This is a genomic window from Halospina denitrificans (assembly GCF_004364635.1).
GTDB lineage: Bacteria > Pseudomonadota > Gammaproteobacteria > Pseudomonadales > Oleiphilaceae > Halospina > Halospina denitrificans.
The window spans coordinates 137,503-157,348 of sequence record NZ_SOAX01000001.1 but is presented as its reverse complement, the minus strand read 5'-3'; the positions used below and the strand labels follow the sequence as shown (position 1 = coordinate 157,348).

Sequence of the window (19,846 nt, the reverse complement as noted above, 5' to 3'; positions counted from 1 at the left end):
CCTACAGTAATGTAATGCGCAACACCATGGATCAGACCGAACTTGTTGAAATAAGGATGTCCGTCACCGAGCTCCAGCTTGGCATGTCGGTCACCCGCCTTGACCGGCCATGGCTTGAAACCAGCTTTCCGGTGCAGGGCTTCGTGATCCGGCACGCTGCTGACATTGAGGCGCTGCAGGAACAGTGCCGCTATGTGTATGTGGAAGGCCAGGAGGTTGTCGATCGACGCGCCCGTGGCCTTGCCGGTGTGGCCCGCCGCAAGCGCCAGGTGCCCCGCCTGGCCACGGTCGACATGGAATCGGAACTGCCCAGCGCGCGCGAAGCCTACCAGAACACCCGTGCCATGGCCGAGGAAATCATGCAGAGCGCGCGCATGGACCGCGCCATTGATGTGCGCCGGGCGACCCAGGTGGTCAAGAGTTGTGTCGACAGCGTCATGCGCAACCAGGATGCACTGCAGATCCTTGTACAGATGCGCACCAAGGATGATTATACCGCCCAGCACGGCATGAACGTCTGTATCCTGGCGGCCATATTCGGCCGCCATCTGGGGCTGCTTCCGGGAGAGATCGAAAAGCTCGCCCTCAGCGGCCTGGTCCTTGACGTCGGCAAGATGCGGATTCCCGCCGAAATCCTGAAAAAGTCGGATCCGTTGACCGAGGACGAGAGGCGGGTGATGCGCGAACATCCCACTCATGGAAGTCGCATACTGATGAGTGTCAAAGGCCTCGACCCGGTTGCCGTGGATGTTGCCCACTCCCACCATGAGCACATGAACGGCAGTGGCTATCCGCGCGGGCTGATTGCCCACCAGATCCCCTACTTCGCGAAAATCATCGCCATCCTCGATGCCTATGACGCCATCACCAGTGAGCGTTCCTTTGAACAGGCGCATTCCTCCAAGGAAGCTTTGGACATCATCTACCAGGGCCGGGGCGACCAGTTCGATGAAAACCTGGCGCTTGATTTCATCCAGTGCATTGGCGTCTATCCGGCCGGTTCCCTGGTGGAGCTCAACAGCGGTGAGGCCGGGATCGTGATCACCACCTACGCACTGAACCGGCTTCGTCCCCGGGTGCTGGTGGTGCGTGATCCCGACGGCGAGCCCTGTCGCCAGCGGGTTGTGGATCTCCGCCGCCGGGATGAACTGGCTTCCGGCGAGCCCTACAGGATCAGTCGTGAACTGCCCATTGGCGCCTATGGCATCGACCTGGGGACCTTTCTTGAGGACGGGCTCCAGCTTCATGATGAAGAGCTGGACCCCGATACCAGCACACTCATCAACGCGCTCAAGGACCTTGATGAGGGCTGATCAGAAACTGCACCAACCGGTGAATTCCGCCACCCGGTAAAGCAGGTAGCGCCGGCGCCGTTCGTCGGCCCACACGCCATAGGGGACGCTGCACTGGAATCCCGGCGGGTTGTGCCAGCAGCGCTCGAACCAGTCGCTGGCCGTCCTGAACACGCGGTCATCCTCGTGCCCCTGGATCTGGCAGGCGGTCTCCAGGTTCAGGTCGTCCAGGTTCCTCCGTGTGAAATTGGCGGAGCCGACAATCAGGTTGACTTCTCCGGTGGGGGTCTCGTGGCGCAGGTACTTGCAGTGGAACTGCTCGCCATGGGTCCGGTACCAGCGCACGGGTATACCCCGCTTGTGGAGTTCCAGCGCGACCTGACGATTGGGAACGCCGCCCTTTACCCGGCCAAAGGCGTCCTTGTTCGGGTCCAGCAGCACGCGCAACTGGCACCCGCGCTTATGGGCGCGGCGGATGGCGTGAATAAGCTGTCTGTGGCTGAGATAGAACAGTGCCAGATCCAGGCAGTCGCCCGCTTCCGCCCTACTAATCACTTCAAGGGCCGACTCCCGTATCCGGCTTTCCGTCAATACGCGCAGCCGGGGGCGGTCACTGGGCGGTGTGTCCACGGGTTGGGGAAACGCTTTTAATGGCGGCGGGTGGCCGGTGGCCAGCCCAATCAGTGCGTGTTCCTGATCCATCAGAGTGCGTGCCGCCGGCCCGTCAAAACACAGGGCTACGTTGCTGTGGGCGCTGCTGGCATCGTGGGGATTGCCGGAGGAGACCAGTCCCCGCCAGCTTCCATTGCTGTCCGCGATCATGACCTTGCGGTGATTGGCCCGGAAGTTGAGCAGTGCCATCCAGGAGCGCAGGGTAACCCGACCCGGGCCGATGGGGTTGGGGAAAAGTTTGCGCTCGGGGCTGTTGCCCCAGACCTGCATGAACAGGCGCCAGGGGGCGGACCACAGTGGGTTGGAGTCGCGCAGTTTGGTCAGCGGTGTTTCCAGGACCTGGACGCCAGCGGCTTCCAGTCGTCGGAAGTGCTCAGGCCAGTGGGCGCCGTAATAGCTGTTGATGGGGTCCACCATGATGGTGACGCGCAATCCCGGGCATTGCCGGCGGCGTTCGATAAGCGCACAGGTGATGGTCTCGGCCACGCGCACGTGCTCGGGGCGGTTGGCCATGTCCGGGTTGAACAGGAACATGTCCATGACAATGCGTTCCCGGGCTTGGGTGATCATTTCGAGCATAGTGGGGGCGATGGCGCGGTGCATGCGGGATCGGCCCCGTTCGTCCACATAGCGATGATCGACCAGGAAGCGGGGGTTGTCCGCGGGGAACCAGGCGGAGGCGTTGGAAAGGCCGCCGGGCAGGGGTTTGTAGCGGTGGTAGATCCCGGTTGCGATCAGGGCGATGGCAAGCAGTATGGCGATGATCCAGATGGGTGACATCCTTGGGGTCGGGTCCTCTGGTGGTCTGTTGGTTTCGGACAGAAATAATGAACGGTTTGACCAGAATCCTTCAATTGTTTGTGGGCTGCAACTGCGGAATACTGGGTTTGGCGGAGGTGCCGGGGGAGGAAGGGCTTCACGGGATACGCTGTGAATACGTCCCTGTACGCTGCGCTTCCGCCATCCATGGCTCCAGAGCATCCCGTGAAGCCCTTCCTCCCCCGACACCCAAACATTTTGCGTGGAGTCTGCCATGAAAGAACGAATTGTAGAACGTGTTATCCAGGGTCAGCCGTCGTCCGACGGGGCCGGGGTGAAGCTTTCCCGGAGTCTGGGGCAGAGTCAGTTTGCACGCCTGGATCCCTTCCTGATGCTGGATGAGTTCCGCTCGGATGAGTCGGCGGATTATATGGCCGGGTTTCCGTCGCACCCGCACCGGGGATTCGAGACGGTGACCTATATGCTGGCGGGGGCCATGAAGCATAAGGATTCTCTGGGTAACGCCGGGACCATCCGGGCCGGGGATATCCAGTGGATGACGGCGGCGAGCGGGATCATCCATTCGGAGATGCCCGAGCAGCAGGCGGGGGAGATGCATGGCTTCCAGCTTTGGATCAATCTGCCGGCGAGCGAGAAGATGAAGGCGCCGCGTTATCAGGACATCGCGGCGGAGCGGATTCCGGAGCTGCGCAGTGGCGATGTGACGGTGCGGGTGATTACCGGTGAGGCGGAGCTGGGGGGTGAAACGGCCACCGGGCCGGTTTCCGGGATCAGTACCGAGCCGCTGTACCTGGATGTGGTGCTGGCGCCCGGAGCGACCTTCTCTCAGGCACTGCCGTCCGGGCTTAATGGTCTTGTCTATGTGTACGAGGGTGAGGTGCAAGCGGGGTCGGATGGGTTCTCGCCGGTGGTTTGTGGCAATGCGGGCCTGTTGTCCAGTGGTGATGCTGTGACCCTTGAGGCAGGGTCGGAAGGGGCGTCCCTGTTGCTGTTGGCGGCGAAGTCGGTGCGCGAGCCGGTGGTTCAGCATGGGCCTTTCGTGATGAACACGCGGGATGAGATTGAGCAGGCCATTCGCGATTATCAGCAGGGCCGGTTCGCGGCGGAGCCCGTGGAAACACCCTGAACAACAGGGCATAAAAAACCCCGGCAGGCGCACCTGACCGGGGTTTTTTACGCTTGGAGATGGGTTACAGCACGTTGTGCTTAACCACCTTGCGCTTGTTGTGGGCCAGCCCGTCGAAGGGGAAGTCGTCGACGGTCAGCATTTCCAGGACTTCGCTTTCATACTGGCGCATGAACTTGGCGTCGTCCTCGGAAATCAGGCCGGCCTCCAGTCCTGCTTCGAACTTCTGTTCGGGGTGCAGGGCCTCGGCCGGCAGCTCGCCCTTGGCATGCGCCTTGTCCAGCGTCTTGTAGAGCTTGTCCGCGCGCGGGAAGTCCGCCAGCAGCTGGTTGTAGTGCGCCAGCGCATTGAAGGGCTCGCCCTTCTTCTCAAGCGTGTTCCAGGTGTTGCTGGTGACCTTGGCCCGCAGTGCGGAGTCGGTGCTGATGGCGCGGGCAATGGACTGGGTCAGCTTGTCCGAGGGCGCGTGCCAGCGTTTGCCAAGGGGCATGGTGACGACGCGCAGCATCCCGGCTACCGTCCGGTTCGGGAGGTTGTGCAGCAGCTCGTCCAGTGCCTTTTCCGCGCGGTTGAGCAGGAATTCGCAGCTGTAGGCCATCAGGTCGCGCTCACCTTCCACCGCCTGGCCCTCATGCCAGTTCTTGAGCACCATCGAGGTCAGGTAGAGGTTTGAGAGTACATCACCGAGTCGTGCTGAGAGCAGCTCTCGCAGTTTCAGGTCCGAGCCCAGGGTGCCCATGGCCGCGTCCGAGGCCAGCCCGAAGGCGGCGCTGAAGCGGTTCACGGCACGGGCATAGGGAGCGGCGGCGTTGTCGAAGGGCACATCGCCACGGCCGATGCCCAGGGCCTGGGTAAAGGCGCGTGCGGCGTTGCCGAAGACCAGGCCGGCGTGGTTGAAGAAGGCTTCGTCGAAGGCGTCCTCGTCGTCCGCGTCCTTGGCCGCCAGCTCATCCAGTACATAGGGGTGACATCGGATGGCGCCCTGGCCGAAGATCATCAGGCTGCGGGTCATGATGTTGGCTCCTTCCACCGTGATGGATACGGCGGAACCGGCAAAGGAGAGCCCCAGGTAGTTTCTCGGTCCGAGCGTTACCGTCTTGCCCCCGTGGACGTCCATGGCGTCACTCAGAAGGTCACGCTGATAATCGGTCAGCTGGCTCTTGAGGATGGCCGAGGGGACGGCGGGCTTTTCGCCGTTGTCGATCATATTCGCCGTCTGCATTACGGCGGACTGGGCGATGTAGGACATGCCCGCGATCCGCGCCAGGGGCTCCTGAACGCCCTCCATATCCGCCACCGGCGTGTTGAACTGGCGGCGGATGCGGGTAAAGCCGCCGGACACGCCGGTGACATAGCGGGCGGTGCCGCTGGCGCCGGAGGGCAGCGTAATGCAGCGCCCCACGGACAGGCATTCCACCAGCATGCGCCAGCCCTGGCCGGCCATCTCGGTGCCGCCAATCAGATAATCCAGCGGAATGAACACGTCCTTGCCCTTGATGGGCCCGTTCATAAAGGGACTGCCGATCGGGCAATGACGCCGCCCGATTTCCATGCCCTCGGTGTCGCGCGGGATCAGGGCACAGGTGATGCCCAGGTCCTTCTTGTCGCCAAGAAGGCCGTCCGGGTCGAACATGCGGAAGGCCAGGCCCACGACTGTGGCGATGGGCGCCAGGGTGATCCAGCGTTTTTCAAAGTTGAGCCTGAGCCCCACCACTTCCTTGCCGTCCACCTTCTGCTTGCAGACGATGCCGGTGTCCGGCAGGGAGGTGGCGTCGGAGCCGGCGCGCGGGCCGGTCAGGCCGAAACAGGGAATCTCGCGGCCGTCGGCCAGGCGCGGCAGGTAGTAGTTCTTCTGCTCGTCGGTGCCGTACTTCAGCAGCAGCTCGCCCGGGCCGAGGGAGTTGGGAACGCCCACGGACACCATCAGGGATTCGTTCATCGAAAGCTTCTGCAGCACGGCGGACTGTGCCCGGGCCGAGAGCCCGAGGCCGCCATACTCTTTCGGGATGATCATGCCGAAGAAGCGTTCCTTCTTCAGGTAGTCCCAGAGTTCCTTGGGCAGGTCGGCCCGTTCAAAGCCGATATCCCAGGCGTTGCACATGCTTGCGGCAACGGAGCACTGGTTGTCCAGGAACGCCTGTTCGTCTTCTGAAAGGCCGGTGTCGCGGTTGCTGAGCAGCTTCTGCCAGTCCGGACGGCCGGTGAAGAGTTCGCCGTCCCAGCCCACGGTGCCCGCGTCCAGGGCTTCCTGTTCCGTGGCCGAGACCTTGGGGGCCACCTTCTTGAAGAGGGCGAAGGCGCGCGGGGTCAGCCACTGGGAGCGGATACCCGGAAGCCCGGCCAGGGCGGTGATGCCGGCGCCGATGAACAGCAGCAGGCTGAACCAGCCGGTGCCCATGAAAAGGCCGATGATCCCCACAACCACCAGTACACTGACGGCAGCCGCGGCGCCTGATTCACGCCGGAGCACGAAAAGCAGCCCGGCCAGCGCGAGAATAAAGACAATGAACAGATCCATAATGTATCCCTGTTGTCGGTCCTGGAAATGTGCGTGTATACGATACCAGCAAACGTGCGGATTGTATCGGGTGTGGCAGGCGCATCAAGTCGCAAATGTCAACAACAGGGCCTGGGAAACGAGGCTGGATTCCTCGGTACCGCCATCGACGTGGAGGGCCTGATTGCCTCCACGCCTGTCGCTACGATCAGGTCGTCAGAACCACCCGCAACCCTTCCAGCTCAACCCCGGCCCGCTCAATCGCTTTCAGGCCTTCGTCACGCTGCTGCTCCAGCTCCTTGATTTCCCGGTCCCGGAGCTCGGCGCTGGTCGCCTTGAGGTTGGCGAGGGCGTCGATTTCGGCATTGTAGTGGGCTTCCATAGCCTTGCGGGCCTCGGCCGTGGTCGCCGGGAGGTCGGCTTCGGCCTTTTCCTGGAGAGTGGGCAGCAGGGCTTCGATGTCATCGCGCAGTCTCGGCAGTATCTGCTGGGCATTCTGGCGCTTGATGCGGCCGCCGAGCTCGTTGAGCTTGGCGTGGCTGAGCATGGTGCTCAGGTCGCGGCCGTCGCCGGTCAGCAACAGGCGGGTGGGGGCCAGCGGCAGGAAACGGCCCACGGGCACGGAACGCGGAGCGGCGGTGGCCACGCGGTAGATGGCTTCCAGCATCAGGGTACCGGGCTGTACGCCCTTGAGTTCCAGGGTGATGAGTGCGGCATTGCCGAGTTCGGAGTCCATGACCAGGCCCATGCCATCGCGCACCAGTGGGTGTTCCCAGCTCACGAAGGCCAGGTCTTCCCGGGCCAGGGCCACATCCCGTTCCAGGGTAAGGCTCAGGCCGTCATCGGGGAGATGGGGAAAGTGCTCGGTCTTCATGTGGTCCGTGGGCCGGATGGTCCACTGTTCCTTGCCGGTTTCCTCGTGGTCGACGCCGTACTGGTCCAGGAGCTGGGTCAGATACGCGGCCAGGTTGTCCGGAGCTTCGGTTCTCTGAATATCGGCGATGCTCGCTTCCGCCGCTTCTTTTTCATCCCGGCTGAGCGTGGCCATGAGGCTGCGCTCTTCCTGCAATTCCTGCTCCAGGCGCTCCCGGTGTTCGCGGGTGCTCTCAAGCAGCTTTTTCGGCGAATCTTCGGGGGTGTTCAGTGCCGCCTCCAGTTCGTCGGCAACCGCGTGCTGAACCGCGACGCCGGTGGGGCAGTAGGCCTGAAGGGCGTTAAGGCCCTCCTGGTACCATTGGAACAGCACGGCCTGGGCGGAGCCGGTGATGTAGGGCACATGGATGTGGATCTCGTCGCCCTGGCCGATGCGGTCCAGACGGCCGATGCGCTGTTCCAGCAGGTCGGGGTTGTCGGGCAGGTCGAACAACACCAGGTGCTTCGCAAACTGGAAGTTGCGGCCTTCACTGCCGATCTCGGAGCAGATCAGCGCCTGGGCGCCCTGCTCGTCATCGGCGAACCAGGCGGCAGCACGGTCGCGTTCGATAATGCTCAGCCCCTCGTGGAAAGCGGCGCTGCGAATGCCGGCGCGCAGCTGCAGGTAATGCTCCAGGGTTTCGGCGGTGGCGGCATGGGCGCAGAGGACCAGCACCTTTTCCGAGCGGTTCTGCTTGAGCATCTGTTGCAGCCAGGCGACGCGCGGGTCATGAACCAGCCAGGTCTCGGGGTCCAGCGTGGTTTCCGGGAAGAGACCGGGGCGGCCGGTGAGCTGGGCCTGGGCCTGGTATTCATCGTCCGCCTCAAGCGGCGCGGGCTCGAGGATCCGTTCCGGGAAGCCGCCCACGTCATCACGGGTGTGGCGGAACAGGACGCGGTGCTGTTCCGGCAGGCCGCCCTGGTCGCGTATTTCCTGCTGGAAGGCGGCGTAATCGGTGAAACGCGCCGGGTCGACCAGGCGCAACCGGGCGAAATGGCTGTCCAGGCCGACCTGCTCCGGTGTCGCGGTGAGCAGCAGCACGCCCGGGATGGTGCCGGAGAGGCGTTCCACCGCCTGGTAGCCGGGGCTGGCTTCCTCGGGGCTCCAGTGAAGGTGATGGGCTTCGTCCACCACCAGCAGGTCCCAGTCCGCGGCGGCGGCCGAGTCCAGGGTCTCGTCGTTGTCCGTCAGCAGTGACAGGGGGCAGAGCACGAACTGTTCGGTCTCGAAGGGGTTGTCCTGTTCTTCCGCCTCAAGGCGTTCCTGGTCGAAGAGTGCGAAGTACAGGTTGAAGCGCCGGCGCATCTCGACGAACCACTGGGTCAGCAGCGCGTCCGGCACCACGATCAGGATGCGTTCGGCCTGGCCCGTGAGCACCTGGCGGTGAAGGATCAACCCCGCCTCGATGGTCTTGCCCAGCCCAGCCTCGTCGGCGAGCAACACCCGGGGGTGGGGGCGCCTGGCGGTCTGGTCGGCAATGGCGACCTGATGGGGCAGCAGTTGGGTGCGGGTGCCGATGAGGCCGCGCACTGGCGAGGCCTGGAGTTCGGCTTCGCGCTCCAGGGTGGCGTAACGCAGGCTGAAGTCGCCGTTGCGGTCGAACTGGCCGCAGAACAGGCGCTGCTCCGGGTGTACGAAGCGCGCATGGGGGCTGAGCATGACCTCGGAAATGCTTTGCTCAGTGCCTTCTTCATCCTCGCAGTGGTAGGTGAACAGCCCCTCGCACTCTTCCACTTCCACCACGGTGAGCGGATTCTCATGCCGGTCCTTGAGGGTTTCTCCAGCGCGGTAGCGCACCCGTGCAAGCGGGGCATTCTCCATGGCGTAGGTGCGTTCTTCGTCGGCGGCCGGGAAGGCGATGGTGACGCGCCTGCCGGTGACTTCGGTGATCAGGCCAAGGCCCAGACGGGATTCGGTCTGGCTGACCCAGCGTTGCCCCACTGTGTAGCTCATTACTGCTCCGGATTGTTGCTGGAAAGCGCGTTGTCGAGTCGGGAGCGCAAAATTAGCCGCTCTACGGCTACAATGCAATCCATGAACTGGCCCCGCCCCCACTGGTGTGGCTAGAATCGGGCTACTCGGCCAGCGGATGGAGGTGCCTTATCAGCCGTCACATCAGGATAGCATCATGACAGGAGCCGACGGTGGCATTCTGACGGCTTTATTGGGGGTGCTGTACTTCACCGCGGCGGTGGTGGCGTCCGGGCATGCCATACTCAGAAAGGAGGATGCGCGTGCGGCAGTGGCCTGGGTGGGCGTTATCCTGCTGATGCCGCTGATTGGGCCGCTGCTGTACCTGATGTTCGGCATCAACCGCATCCGCCGCCGGGCCACGGAACTGCGCGGTGAACTGCCCCGGGTGGACCAGAGCGCCGCCGTCTGGCGCTATGTTCCCGAAAACCTGGGCGACTATCTGCCAGAAAGCCTGCAACCACTGGTGCTTCTGGCAAACCGTGTTTCCCGGGAACCGCTTCTGACCGGTAACCGCCTGACGCCGCTGATCAACGGCGACGAGGCCTATCCACGGATGCTGGAGGCCATTGCGGGCGCGCAGCGCAGCATTACCCTCAGTACCTATATTTTCAGCAACGACTCTGTTGGGCGTGATTTTGCCCGCTCCCTGGGTGAGGCGGTACGTCGTGGCGTGTCCGTGCGCGTGCTGGTGGATGCAGTCGGGCTGCGCTATTCCATGCCGTCCATTGTCCGCCACCTGCGCCGGGAACGGGTGCCGTTTGCCCGTTTCATGCCTTCGCGCACGCCATTGGCCATGCCCTTCATGAATCTCCGTAACCACCGCAAGCTCCTGGTGGTGGACGGACTGCTGGGTTTTACCGGCGGCATGAACATTTCGGTGGGCCACTGCCTTGAGAGCCGGCCCCGCCATCCCATCCGGGATATGCACTTCACGGTGGAAGGGCCGGTGGTGTCCGAGATGCAGACCGTCTTTGCCGAAGACTGGCGCTTTGCCTGCCGGGAGAGCCTCACCGGCGATCTCTGGTTTCCGACCCCCTATGCGCCGGGCACAACGCTCAGCCGTGTGATCCCGGATGGGCCGGATGAGAATTACGACACCCTGCGCCAGATCATCGTGGGTGCGCTTTCCGTGGCCCGGGAGCATGTGCGGATCATGACGCCCTATTTCCTGCCGGACCTGACGGTGCAGGATGCGTTGAAGACGGCGGCCCTGCGGGGTGTGAACGTGGATGTGCTGCTGCCGCTGAGGAACAACCTGTGGCTGGTGGACTGGGCCTGTCGCGGTCAGCTGGAGAGCCTGCTGCAATGGGGTGTGCGGGTCTGGTACAGCCCCGGGGAGTTTGATCACAGCAAAGTATTCACCGTGGATGGTCACTGGTGCATGGTGGGTTCGGCGAACTGGGACCCACGCAGCCTGCGGCTGAATTTTGAGTGCAACCTGGAGTGTTATGACGCCCGCCTGGCCCGGACCCTGGAGGGGATGCTGGATCGTGGCCGAGCGAGTTCCGAGGAACTGACCCTTGCCCGACTTCAGGAGGACTGGTTACCGGTGCGGCTTCGCAATGGCATTGCCCGGCTGCTTTCGCCCTACCTGTAGGTTTGTTAATGAATTTTGTGCTTCAGGACGTGAAACCACCCCGTTAATCGCGTTATGCTCTCGGGCTCATACATCATTACTACCGGAGTGTTTCTATGAAAACGGTCAAACTCCTTGCAGCAGCCCTTGTGGCGCTGACAATGGCGTTTTCTGTCAACGCGCAGCAAATGGGTCAGTCCGGAGGTGATCAGGTTGATCAGCTCGCCAAGATGATTGATCTCAGCGATGAGCAGCAGGAAGAGATCCGCGGCATCCTTGATGAGATGCAGGGCGACATCCAGGAAACACAGCAGGAAATTCAGGAGCTTCAGAAGAAGCTCGACGGCCAGATCGGCCCGGATTATGACGAAGGCGCCATCCGCGAGGATGCCGAAAAGCTCGGTAATCTGACCGGCGAAATGACGGCCGAGAGCATCCTGCTTCAGGCCCGTGTTGAAGAGGTCTTCACAGAAGAGCAGCGTAAAGAGCTTGAAAAGAAGATGCGCCAGCGTCAGAAGCAGATGCAGCAGATGCAGCAGCAGATGCAGCAGCGTGGTGGTCAGGGCCAAGGCCAGGGCCAGGGCCAGCAGTAAACGCGCCTACCCCAGGCAGTGTGCTCCCCGGGGGCACACTGCTAGAACATTCCCGCATCCAGACCCGCCGCTACATAGAGTCCCAGCTCCTCACACTGGTCAATAAAAGCCTCATCAAACTCCCCCTGACACAGAAGCGGTTCCTGAACGGCGCGCCAGCGCAGGCCCGTGGTTATGGTATCAATGGCCCGGATCGTGCCCGTGCCGTCCTTTCCGGCACGGATGAAACTGGCAAAGGGCAGGGCCTGGGTATGGTCAAGGCAGGGATAATAGATTCGATCAAAAAAATCTTTCAGCGCTCCGCTCATATAACCGAGATTCTCTGTGGTGCCGAGTATGATGGCGTCAGCGGCCATGACATCGTCCGGCTCCGCCTGAAGCGGTGGCAGGTGCCGAGTCGTTACATTTTCGATATCCTCATGGCGGGCGCCCCTGAGTACGGCTTCGGCCATGCGCTCGGTGTTGGGGGATGGCGTGTGCGCAACCACGAGCAGTTGTCTGGGTTCCGTCATGTCATCTCCTTCACAAAAAGGGAACCGGTATCCATATTGAAGCGTATGCCCTTTGAGTCAATCCATTCCAGCCCCTGGACAGTAAGCGGAGTATTATGAAATACCAAGGCATGAGTGAGCACTTTACTCACGACCAGCCGGCAAAGACCGGCGTACTGATCACCAATCTGGGTACGCCGGACGCCCCCACGACGTCGGCGCTGAGACGCTACCTGAATCAATTCCTGTCCGATCCGCGGGTTATTGAGCTGCCCCGTCTGTTGTGGTGGCTGATTCTCCACGGCATCGTTCTGCGCACCCGCCCACGGAAATCCGCCGAGGGGTATCGCAGCGTCTGGAGTGAGGAAGGCTCGCCGTTGCTGGTGCACACCAGGAACCAGTACGAAGGGCTGAAGGATCGCCTGCGGTTCCGCTATGGCAAGAATGTGGAGGTAGCTTACGCCATGCGCTACGGTAATCCGTCCATTGCCTCGGCGCTGGAGGATCTGCAGCGCCGAGGCGTCAGGCAGCTTCTGGTCCTGCCCATGTACCCGCAGTATTCGGCGTCCACTACCGGTTCGACCTTTGATGCCCTGGCTCAGGACTTCCAGCAGCGTCGCTGGCTGCCGGACCTGCGCTTCATCAGTCACTATCATGACTTTGAGCCCTATATTGAGGCCCTGGCACGCAAGATTGAAAACTTCTGGGAAGAGAATGGGCGCCCGGACAAGCTCATCCTGTCCTATCATGGCGTTCCCAGACGCTACCTGCTCAACGGCGACCCCTACCACTGCGAGTGCCATAAGACGACCCGCCTGCTGGCGGCACGGCTGGGGCTTCGCGAGGGAGAGTACAAGACCACCTTCCAGTCACGTTTCGGGCGTGAAGAATGGCTCAAACCCTACACCGACGAGACCATGATGAGTCTTCCGGGCGAGGGCGTTAAATCCGTTCACGTTGTGTGTCCCGGTTTCTCGTCGGACTGCCTGGAGACCATTGAAGAGATTGACGAGGAGAACCGCGAATACTTCATGGAGGCGGGGGGTGAGAACTTCCACTACATTCCGGCACTGAATGCGGACGAGGGCCATATCGACATGATTACCGCGCTGGTGGAAAAGCATCTGCAGGGCTGGACCCTGCCCGTGAACGACCCGGATGCGCTGGCAGCCGCTCGGGAGCGGGCGGAGGCCCTGGGAGCCGAGCGCTAGCGTTCGACCTGCTCGGGGAGGCGGTCCCAGTCATGCAGGCCGTAGCGAGCCAGTATGGCCTGTAATTCACCGGTTTCCCTGAGTCGCGCTGTGCCGGCGTCCACCCATTCAATATAGCGCTGGCTCTCGGGATTCTTCGGAGAACAGGCGATGTACATGGGGTTTGGGGCGCCGACTCGTCCGGCGGGAACAATCTCATCCTCCATGTCCAGCGCCTCAAGCTTTGCCTCCATGACCAGCCTCGATTCCACGGTGACGTCAATACGACCCAACATCAGCTTGCGGATATTCTGCTCCAGGGCATTGTTGGCGCTCAGGAGTTCGGCTCCGGAAGGATGCATTTCCATGAAGGCATCAAAGGCCGGCGAATAGGCATAGTCGCGGATCAGCCCAACCTGGAGTCTTTCGAGGGATGCAAGGTCACCATCGAAGTGCCACTCCGAACCGGCACGCTTCCAGAACAGGGTCTGGTCTTCTCCCCAGTGGGTTTCCGGAAAAACAAAGCCGGGGGCATCTTCCTTATAGGCGCCCACCACACAATCGCTGAAGCCAAGGCTCACGTTTAACAGTGATCGGCTCCAGGGCATGGCGCGGTAATCCACCTCGTAGCCCTGGGCGCCGAAGATGGCCTGGGCGAACTCGATCATGTAACCCGGGCGATCGGAGTCCGGCTCCCCGTTCATGGGAAACCAGACGTCGGCCCGAATGGTGATGGTCGGGTCTGCCGGCAGCGCGGGGAGACTGAGGCCGGCAACGGCCACTAACAACAGGACTGAGCCCAGTCGTTGGGCTCTGCGAACAAGAGCGGTCAATGGATAATACCTGTACCTTCTGCAAACATGAGGTTTGCATATAGCTCCAGTATACCCCTCTAGGTTTCGGGATCAAGCAGTTCAAAACGGATCTGGCGCCGTTCCTGATCGACGTCCCTGAAGCGGACCCGCACCGGTTGCTCCAGTCGGAACTGTTGGGTTTTGCTGGTCAGTGTGTGCGTCACGGGGTCGAAGCTGTATTTTTCCGGCAGATCCCTGGCCGCCACGAAACCGACCAGCCCCGTCTCGTTGAGTCGCACCTGGAAGCCACCGGCGTTGACCTGGACAATCTCCCCATCCAGCGGTTCATTGCCGAGGTTGGGGGCGAACTGGCACTTCAGGGAATGCTCCATTTCGTTCACGGCCTGGCGCAGCTGCCACTGGGATTCCTGGAGCGCGGTGAGTACGGAAGCGTCCCAGTCGGGCTTTTCGGTCAGGCCGAGGTGGTACCGGATAAGCCGGTGCACGAAGTAGTCACTGTACTTGCGCAGCGGCGATGTCATGGTGGTATAGAGTTCCAGTCCCATCCCATGATGGGGGGCGGCTTCGGTGGCCATTTCCGCGCGCTCAAGCTGGCGCATGACGATGGATTTCACCGGCAGGTCCGTCTCCAGGGCCGAGGCCTTGCGCACCAGGCCGGCAAAACCTTCGGGGGTTGTCGGGTCAATATCCAGCAGCTCCGGGCAGTGTGTTTCCAGCAGCTGGCGGATGTTGTCGGTTTTCTCCGAGCGTACACCGGCGTGCGTGATGAAGAGCCCGTCGTCGTTGCGCCGGCTCAGGAAATCGGCGGCGCAGCGGTTGGCGGTAATCATGCACTCTTCCACCAGGCGGTGGGCACTGGTCTGGTAGCGCTTCTCGATGCTGCGGATCTTGCGGTTCTCGTCCAGGCGCAGGCGATAATCGGGCCTGTCCTCGTTGACCAGGGCATGGGTCTCGCGCCACTGCCTCAGGGCTTCCCCTACGGTCTTGAGGTGATTGAGGCTCTGCAGGGTCGGGTCGTCCAGCGCACTCAGTTCATCGTCGACACGGCCCTCAAAAAAGGCGGCGACACTCTCGTAGGCCAGCTTGCCATGGGACTGAATGATGGCCGGGCGGAGCTGGTAGTCACCAAGGGTGCCGTCAGCCGCCACATGCACATCGCACACAAGCGCCAGACGGCGCCGGCCGGCCATCAGTGAGCCGAGCTCCTGGCTGATGGCCGGCGGCAGCATGGCCCGTGGCTGACCCGGAAAATAGGCGGAGCTGGCGCGATGGCGCGCTTCCTTTTCAGTGGCGCCATCCTCGGGCAGCAGGCCAGTGGGGTCCGCGATGGCAATGCGCAGGCGCCAGCCGTCACCGTCAGGCTCGGCCATGAGGGCATCATCCATGTCCTGGGTGCTGGGCGCGTCGATGGTGACAAAGGGAATGTCCGACAGGTCTTCCCGGGCATCCACAGCTGACTCGATCGATGCCTCCGACAGGGCCTGGATTTCTTCGGTCACGGCCTCGGGCCACTCATCACGCAGCTGGTACTTGGCCATGGCGTAGCCGCGCTCAATGCCCGGATCCGTTTCGTTGCCGATGATGCTCAGCACTTCAGCCTGGGCATTGCCGTTACTGAAGGGGTGGCGGCTTACCCTGGCGTGCACATAGTCCCCATCTTTCGCATTGGCGCGAAGCTTGGGGGGAACGAAGAACCAGCGGCTGAGGCCGTTGATGTCCGGGGCCACGAAATGGCCCTTGCCGCGAATGATGTACTGACCGATGAAGGTGTCCAGCGCCTTGTCGTCGACGCTTTCCAGTTCACCGGTGGGCTTGCCTGCGCTTTCCTCGTGCACCTGGATCTGAACCCGGTCGCCCAGCAGCACTTTCTGGGCCTCATCCTTGGGCAGGTAGATGTCGCGGCCATCATCAAGGGCGACAAACCCGAAACGTCCGGTAACCCGTTTGACGGTACCGCTGAAGAGTTCCTTCTCGGCTTCAATGTCTGAGCGGAGCTGACGAAGCTGGTTCAGAGCGTCGGGATTAAGCATGCAGTAGGAGACCTGTTTTCACGTATTGGAATAAAGCTGATGGGGGATTGTAACGGATTCAGAGGCTGGTCTGCGCTGAATAGGACTGGTAGATGCTCTGGGTGCCATTCTGTTTGAAGAGAATAACGTCGAATGCGTCACGGCCGCGGCCCTCGATTTCCATACCGGGGCTTCCCATGGGCATCCTTGGAACACTCAGACCTGAAGCCTCGGGCTGTTCGCGGAGCAGTCGCCTTACGTCTTTCGCCGGGACATGCCCTTCGATCAGGTAGTCGTCAATAAATGCTGTGTGGCAGCTGGCCAGTTCCCGCGGCAGGCCCGCCTCCTTCTTGATCTCGTTGATGTTGTTGACCCTGTGCATTTCCGTTGTAAAGCCATTATTTTCCATGTGGGTAACCCAGTCGCCGCAGCAGCCGCACTGTGGTGAGGCATAGACGACCAGGGTCCGCTCAATGGGCGCTTGAGCGGTGTTGTCCTGCGCCACTTGTTGCTGGGCGGGACCCCACGCCCAGAAGCCGCCGGCAATAACAGCCAGAATGAGCAGCGATGAGCCTATGATGAGGTTTCGGCGCATGGGCCCTCCCTTGGGTTCGATGTCCGCGTCCTGTTCATTATGACTTGCCGTTACCCGTTGTACAAAGTTCCTGTCCATCCGGGTTCCACTGGCACCTGACCCGGATGAAAGGGCTCAGTCACCGCGGGGGGAGGTGTCCGCTGGGGTGAGCTGCGTTGGCGGGGCGCCGCGGAAGACGGTGCCCGTGCCCATGCCGCAGGCAATGATGGTTCTGATGGCTTCGTCCACGCGCACATCGGGGCGCTGCTGGATCAGTTCCGCGGGTACATGGTAAATGAAGCCCGATGTCGGGTTGGGGCCAGTGGGTACGAAGACGGTACAGACGCCGTCGTCGTGGCGGCTGGTCACGATGCCGGTGACCGTGATGGGTACGTTGGGGCCGTATAGCTGGACCAGGGCCACGGAGCCATGGGCGAAGGGTGAGTCCCTGTCACCGAACAGGTGCTGGACCATTTCGCGCAGCATCCGATACCCGGGGGTCACCCGCTGGAAGTACATCTCGATGCGGGGGTGGAGCCAGCCTCCGATGGTCGTGCGGGCGAAAATGCCGATCAGCAGAATGAGCCCGAGCACTGAAACCAGAACCAGGGCGTGACCGGCAAGATCCGGAATGCCGGTCATGTTGGTGATAATGCCGGTTATCGGGGAGGTCAGACCGGTAACCACCCTGAACAGCCAGTAGATCGCAATGGCGATGATGAACAGTGGCAGAAGCAGAACCAGGCCTGTGAGGAAGGCCTTGCCGAGCGATTGAGGGTGCTGGTCATCCATGAGCTGTCCTGTTGGCATCCGGTTAATGGGAAATCACGTCAGAGGGAGCATAACCCAAAAGCCATGGATCGCGGATGACCGGGTGTCAATCTTCTCCCCGGCGGTCACTCAGGGTAACGGATACCGAATCCGAGAAGCGCAGCGCGTGGGGCTTGTCAATTTCCACTTCCGCCTCAAGGACTGCCTGCGGTTCCATGGCAATGCCCAGCACTTCACGGGTCATGCGTTCCAGCAGGGCAAACCGGTTGTCTTCCACATACGCGATGATGTTCTTGGTGATGGTGCGGTAATTCAGTGCCGCCTCGATGTCGTTATCCTGGATCGCCCGGCCGGCGTCATAGACCAGCCGGACATTGACCACCACATCCTGGCGGTTGTTGACTTCCTCTTCCTTGATGCCGACATAGGTCCTGAGGCGGAGGTTCTTGATGCGAATGGTGGCGGTCCGGGTGCGTGCCATCGTCCAGCTCTCCCTCAACCCCGTTTGAGGAGCGTGAGAAATTCCATGCGCGTGGCCTGGGATTCGCGGAAGGCGCCAAGCATGACCGACGTCTTCATGGTGGAGTTCTGTTTTTCGACGCCACGCATCATCATGCACATGTGGTTGGCTTCGATCACCACGGCCACCCCCTTGGCGCCGGTGACCTCCTGGATGGCTTCCGCAATCTGGCGGGTCAGCGATTCCTGGATCTGGAGCCGCCGGGCGAACATATCCACGATGCGGGCGCACTTGGACAGGCCGATGACTCGTCCATTGGGCAGATAGGCCAGGTGGCACTTGCCGACAAAGGGCAGCAGGTGATGTTCACAGAGCGAGTAGAGCTCGATGTCCTGGACAACGACCATCTCGTCGTTGGATGACTCGAAGATGGCGCCATTGACCACGCTTTCCAGGTTCTGGTGGTAGCCCCGTGTCAGGAATTCCATCGCCTTGGCGGCGCGTCCGGGGGTGTCGGCGAGGCCCTCGCGGTCCGGGTCTTCGCCCAGACGACTGATGATGTCGCGGTAGTCCGCCGCCAGGCCTTCTGTGTTGTCGCTCATGCTTACTCTCCCGAAGACTGCGGTTCAGGGGGCAGTTTATAGGGGCAGACAATGAAACCCAAGACTGTCAATTATATGGACAGACTTACGCAGGGGGTGGGAGTATGGATCACAGGGAAAGCGGCGGCCTCAGAGCGGGTCACCCCGGTCACGCAGGGCACGGCTGATGGCGTCGGCTTCCGCGCTCAGGACCTGCCAGCGGAGGCTGTCCTCTTCATTGTTTTCCCGCGCTTTTTCAAGCTGGGCCTGCTTCAGGTCATAGAGCCGGTTGAGGCGATTTACAGGGTCGGTATTCTGATGCATGGTCATCATGGTTTGATACCCCGACTGTTACGTTAACTGACGATTGCCGTTAAACCGGCTGGTTCCATCTTTGATGCAGGAACCGTGCCATTCCGTGCAAATCCAGTTGCTACTTTAAAGTATGGATGCATCTGACTGATTTTCAAAGTTTGAAAACGCAACCTGGCTGGGTATATTGAAATTTCAGACCACAGGTCAGGATACCGGCGGCAAAAACTGTAAAGTTTCCGACAGGTCGGCTGGATTCACTGACACATTAAAGGATGATTGTGCCATGCTGAACGAGGATGTTGGCTCCAGCCTGCTTGACCCAGAGCAGGCGGAGTCGGATGGATTGCAGCGCTGGCAGGATGCCGGAAGCTGGTTCCGGTATGGTGAGCACGCCATTTTCAGCCGCCTCGCTGGCCAGGGAGAGGTCCTGCTACTGCTTCACGGCTTTCCCTCCGCTTCCTGGGACTGGCATCCGGTCTGGCCGGCATTGAGTGAGCATTACCAGTTGATGGCCACGGATATGCTGGGTTTCGGCTTCTCGGACAAGCCCCAGGAGCAGGAGTACTCCATCATCGATCAGGCCGATCTGCAGCAGGGCTGGCTTGAGGAAATGGGCGTCACCCGGGTGCACATCCTGGCCCATGACTACGGGGCAACCGTCGCCCAGGAACTCCTTGCCCGTGAGCAGGAGGGGAGTCTCGGCTTTGCCATCGACAGCGTGGCTTTCATGAACAGCGCGCTTTTCCCGGAGGTCCATCAGCCCATCCTGATCCAGAAGCTCTTGCAGAGCCCCTTCGGAGGATTAGTCAGCCGGGCCCTTACAAAGGGTGTCTTCCAGGCCAACTTTCGCAAGATCTTCGGGCCGGATACCCAGCCGACCCGCAGTGATATCGAGGACTTCTGGCAGCTTCTGATCTATAACAATGGCCGGGGCATCATCCACCAGTTGATCCATTACATGGAGGAGCGCCGTATTCATCGGCACCGTTGGGTCGGCGCGCTGCAGGCCATGCGCCAGCCGGCGCTGCTGATCTGGGGGGGTGCGGACCCGGTCTCCGGCAAGGCCATGGTAGAACGTTACCGGGAGCTGGTGGGTTCCGCCAACATTGCCGTGCTGGAAGGCGTTGGCCATTATCCGCATTTCGAGGCTCCGGCTGAAACCCTGCAGCATTACCTGCGCTTCCGGCGCGGCATCAAAACATCAACAGACTGAGGAT

17 protein-coding genes are annotated in these 19,846 nt (G+C 61.6%); 6 read left to right on the top strand and 11 right to left on the bottom strand.

From position 1 onward, the window contains the following. Nucleotides 1–26 precede the first annotated feature (26 nt). Complete coding sequence (locus DES49_RS00710) at nt 27–1,313, top strand: HD-GYP domain-containing protein (RefSeq protein ID WP_133734472.1); 1,287 nt, start codon at nt 27–29, stop codon at nt 1,311–1,313. Here the strand turns inward: DES49_RS00710 and DES49_RS00705 are convergent, their stop codons facing one another. Further along, nucleotides 1,314–2,744, bottom strand: coding sequence for a phospholipase D-like domain-containing protein (locus tag DES49_RS00705; protein WP_133734471.1), 1,431 nt, complete (start codon nt 2,742–2,744; stop codon nt 1,314–1,316). A gap of 253 nt (nt 2,745–2,997) precedes the next feature. Here DES49_RS00705 and DES49_RS00700 point away from each other — a divergent pair, with 253 nt between their 5' ends. Next, entirely contained in the window at nt 2,998–3,870 is an 873-nt protein-coding gene (locus tag DES49_RS00700) for a pirin family protein (protein ID WP_133734470.1), read from the top strand. A gap of 64 nt (nt 3,871–3,934) precedes the next feature. On the opposite strand, the gene DES49_RS00695 is transcribed toward DES49_RS00700, so the two are convergent. Both DES49_RS00695 and rapA read right to left on the bottom strand, forming a co-directional pair. Then, a complete protein-coding gene (locus DES49_RS00695; RefSeq protein ID WP_133734469.1) occupies nt 3,935–6,388 on the bottom strand; it encodes an acyl-CoA dehydrogenase in 2,454 nt (817 codons plus the stop codon). A 187-nt stretch (nt 6,389–6,575) separates the two neighbouring features. After that, a complete protein-coding gene (gene rapA / locus DES49_RS00690) occupies nt 6,576–9,233 on the bottom strand; it encodes an RNA polymerase-associated protein RapA (RefSeq protein ID WP_133734468.1) in 2,658 nt (885 codons plus the stop codon). Between the two features lie 175 nt (nt 9,234–9,408). Between rapA and cls the strand changes: the two genes are divergently transcribed. Both cls and DES49_RS00680 read left to right on the top strand, forming a co-directional pair. Continuing rightward, on the top strand, nt 9,409–10,851 hold the full coding sequence (cls, locus tag DES49_RS00685; protein ID WP_133734467.1) for a cardiolipin synthase: 1,443 nt from the start codon (nt 9,409–9,411) through the stop codon (nt 10,849–10,851). A gap of 95 nt (nt 10,852–10,946) precedes the next feature. Further along, on the top strand, nt 10,947–11,423 hold the full coding sequence (locus DES49_RS00680) for a Spy/CpxP family protein refolding chaperone (RefSeq protein WP_133734466.1): 477 nt from the start codon (nt 10,947–10,949) through the stop codon (nt 11,421–11,423). A 41-nt stretch (nt 11,424–11,464) separates the two neighbouring features. Here the strand turns inward: DES49_RS00680 and DES49_RS00675 are convergent, their stop codons facing one another. Then, entirely contained in the window at nt 11,465–11,935 is a 471-nt protein-coding gene (locus tag DES49_RS00675; protein WP_133734465.1) for a flavodoxin family protein, read from the bottom strand. Nucleotides 11,936–12,030: 95 nt separating this feature from the next. Here DES49_RS00675 and hemH point away from each other — a divergent pair, with 95 nt between their 5' ends. Next, entirely contained in the window at nt 12,031–13,125 is a 1,095-nt protein-coding gene (gene hemH, locus DES49_RS00670; protein ID WP_133734464.1) for a ferrochelatase, read from the top strand. Here the strand turns inward: hemH and DES49_RS00665 are convergent. The 7 genes from DES49_RS00665 to DES49_RS00635 all read right to left on the bottom strand — a co-directional run bounded on the left by DES49_RS00665 (nt 13,122) and on the right by DES49_RS00635 (nt 18,647). Beyond that, nucleotides 13,122–13,937 (bottom strand): substrate-binding periplasmic protein, encoded by an 816-nt coding sequence (locus DES49_RS00665; RefSeq protein ID WP_133734463.1) that lies wholly within the window; start codon nt 13,935–13,937, stop codon nt 13,122–13,124. The two genes, hemH and DES49_RS00665, sit on opposite strands and share 4 nt — an antisense overlap. Nucleotides 13,938–13,996: 59 nt before the next feature. Next, nucleotides 13,997–15,949 (bottom strand): VacB/RNase II family 3'-5' exoribonuclease, encoded by a 1,953-nt coding sequence (locus tag DES49_RS00660; protein ID WP_133734462.1) that lies wholly within the window; start codon nt 15,947–15,949, stop codon nt 13,997–13,999. Nucleotides 15,950–16,007: 58 nt separating this feature from the next. Then, nucleotides 16,008–16,523, bottom strand: a complete 516-nt coding sequence (locus DES49_RS00655; protein ID WP_133734461.1) for a DUF411 domain-containing protein — start codon at nt 16,521–16,523, stop codon at nt 16,008–16,010. 114 nt (nt 16,524–16,637) lie between these two features. Then, nucleotides 16,638–17,294, bottom strand: coding sequence for a DUF502 domain-containing protein (locus DES49_RS00650; RefSeq protein ID WP_166645946.1), 657 nt, complete (start codon nt 17,292–17,294; stop codon nt 16,638–16,640). 85 nt (nt 17,295–17,379) lie between these two features. Then, nucleotides 17,380–17,754, bottom strand: coding sequence for a dihydroneopterin triphosphate 2'-epimerase (gene folX, locus DES49_RS00645; RefSeq protein WP_133734459.1), 375 nt, complete (start codon nt 17,752–17,754; stop codon nt 17,380–17,382). A gap of 14 nt (nt 17,755–17,768) precedes the next feature. Next, nucleotides 17,769–18,335, bottom strand: coding sequence for a GTP cyclohydrolase I FolE (folE, locus tag DES49_RS00640; RefSeq protein WP_133734458.1), 567 nt, complete (start codon nt 18,333–18,335; stop codon nt 17,769–17,771). A 129-nt stretch (nt 18,336–18,464) separates the two neighbouring features. Next, on the bottom strand, nt 18,465–18,647 hold the full coding sequence (locus DES49_RS00635; RefSeq protein ID WP_243864779.1) for a hypothetical protein: 183 nt from the start codon (nt 18,645–18,647) through the stop codon (nt 18,465–18,467). 265 nt (nt 18,648–18,912) lie between these two features. Here DES49_RS00635 and DES49_RS00630 point away from each other — a divergent pair, with 265 nt between their 5' ends. Beyond that, nucleotides 18,913–19,842: an alpha/beta fold hydrolase gene (locus DES49_RS00630; RefSeq protein WP_133734457.1), complete on the top strand. Its 930-nt coding sequence runs from the start codon at nt 18,913–18,915 to the stop codon at nt 19,840–19,842. Nucleotides 19,843–19,846: the final 4 nt, after the last annotated feature.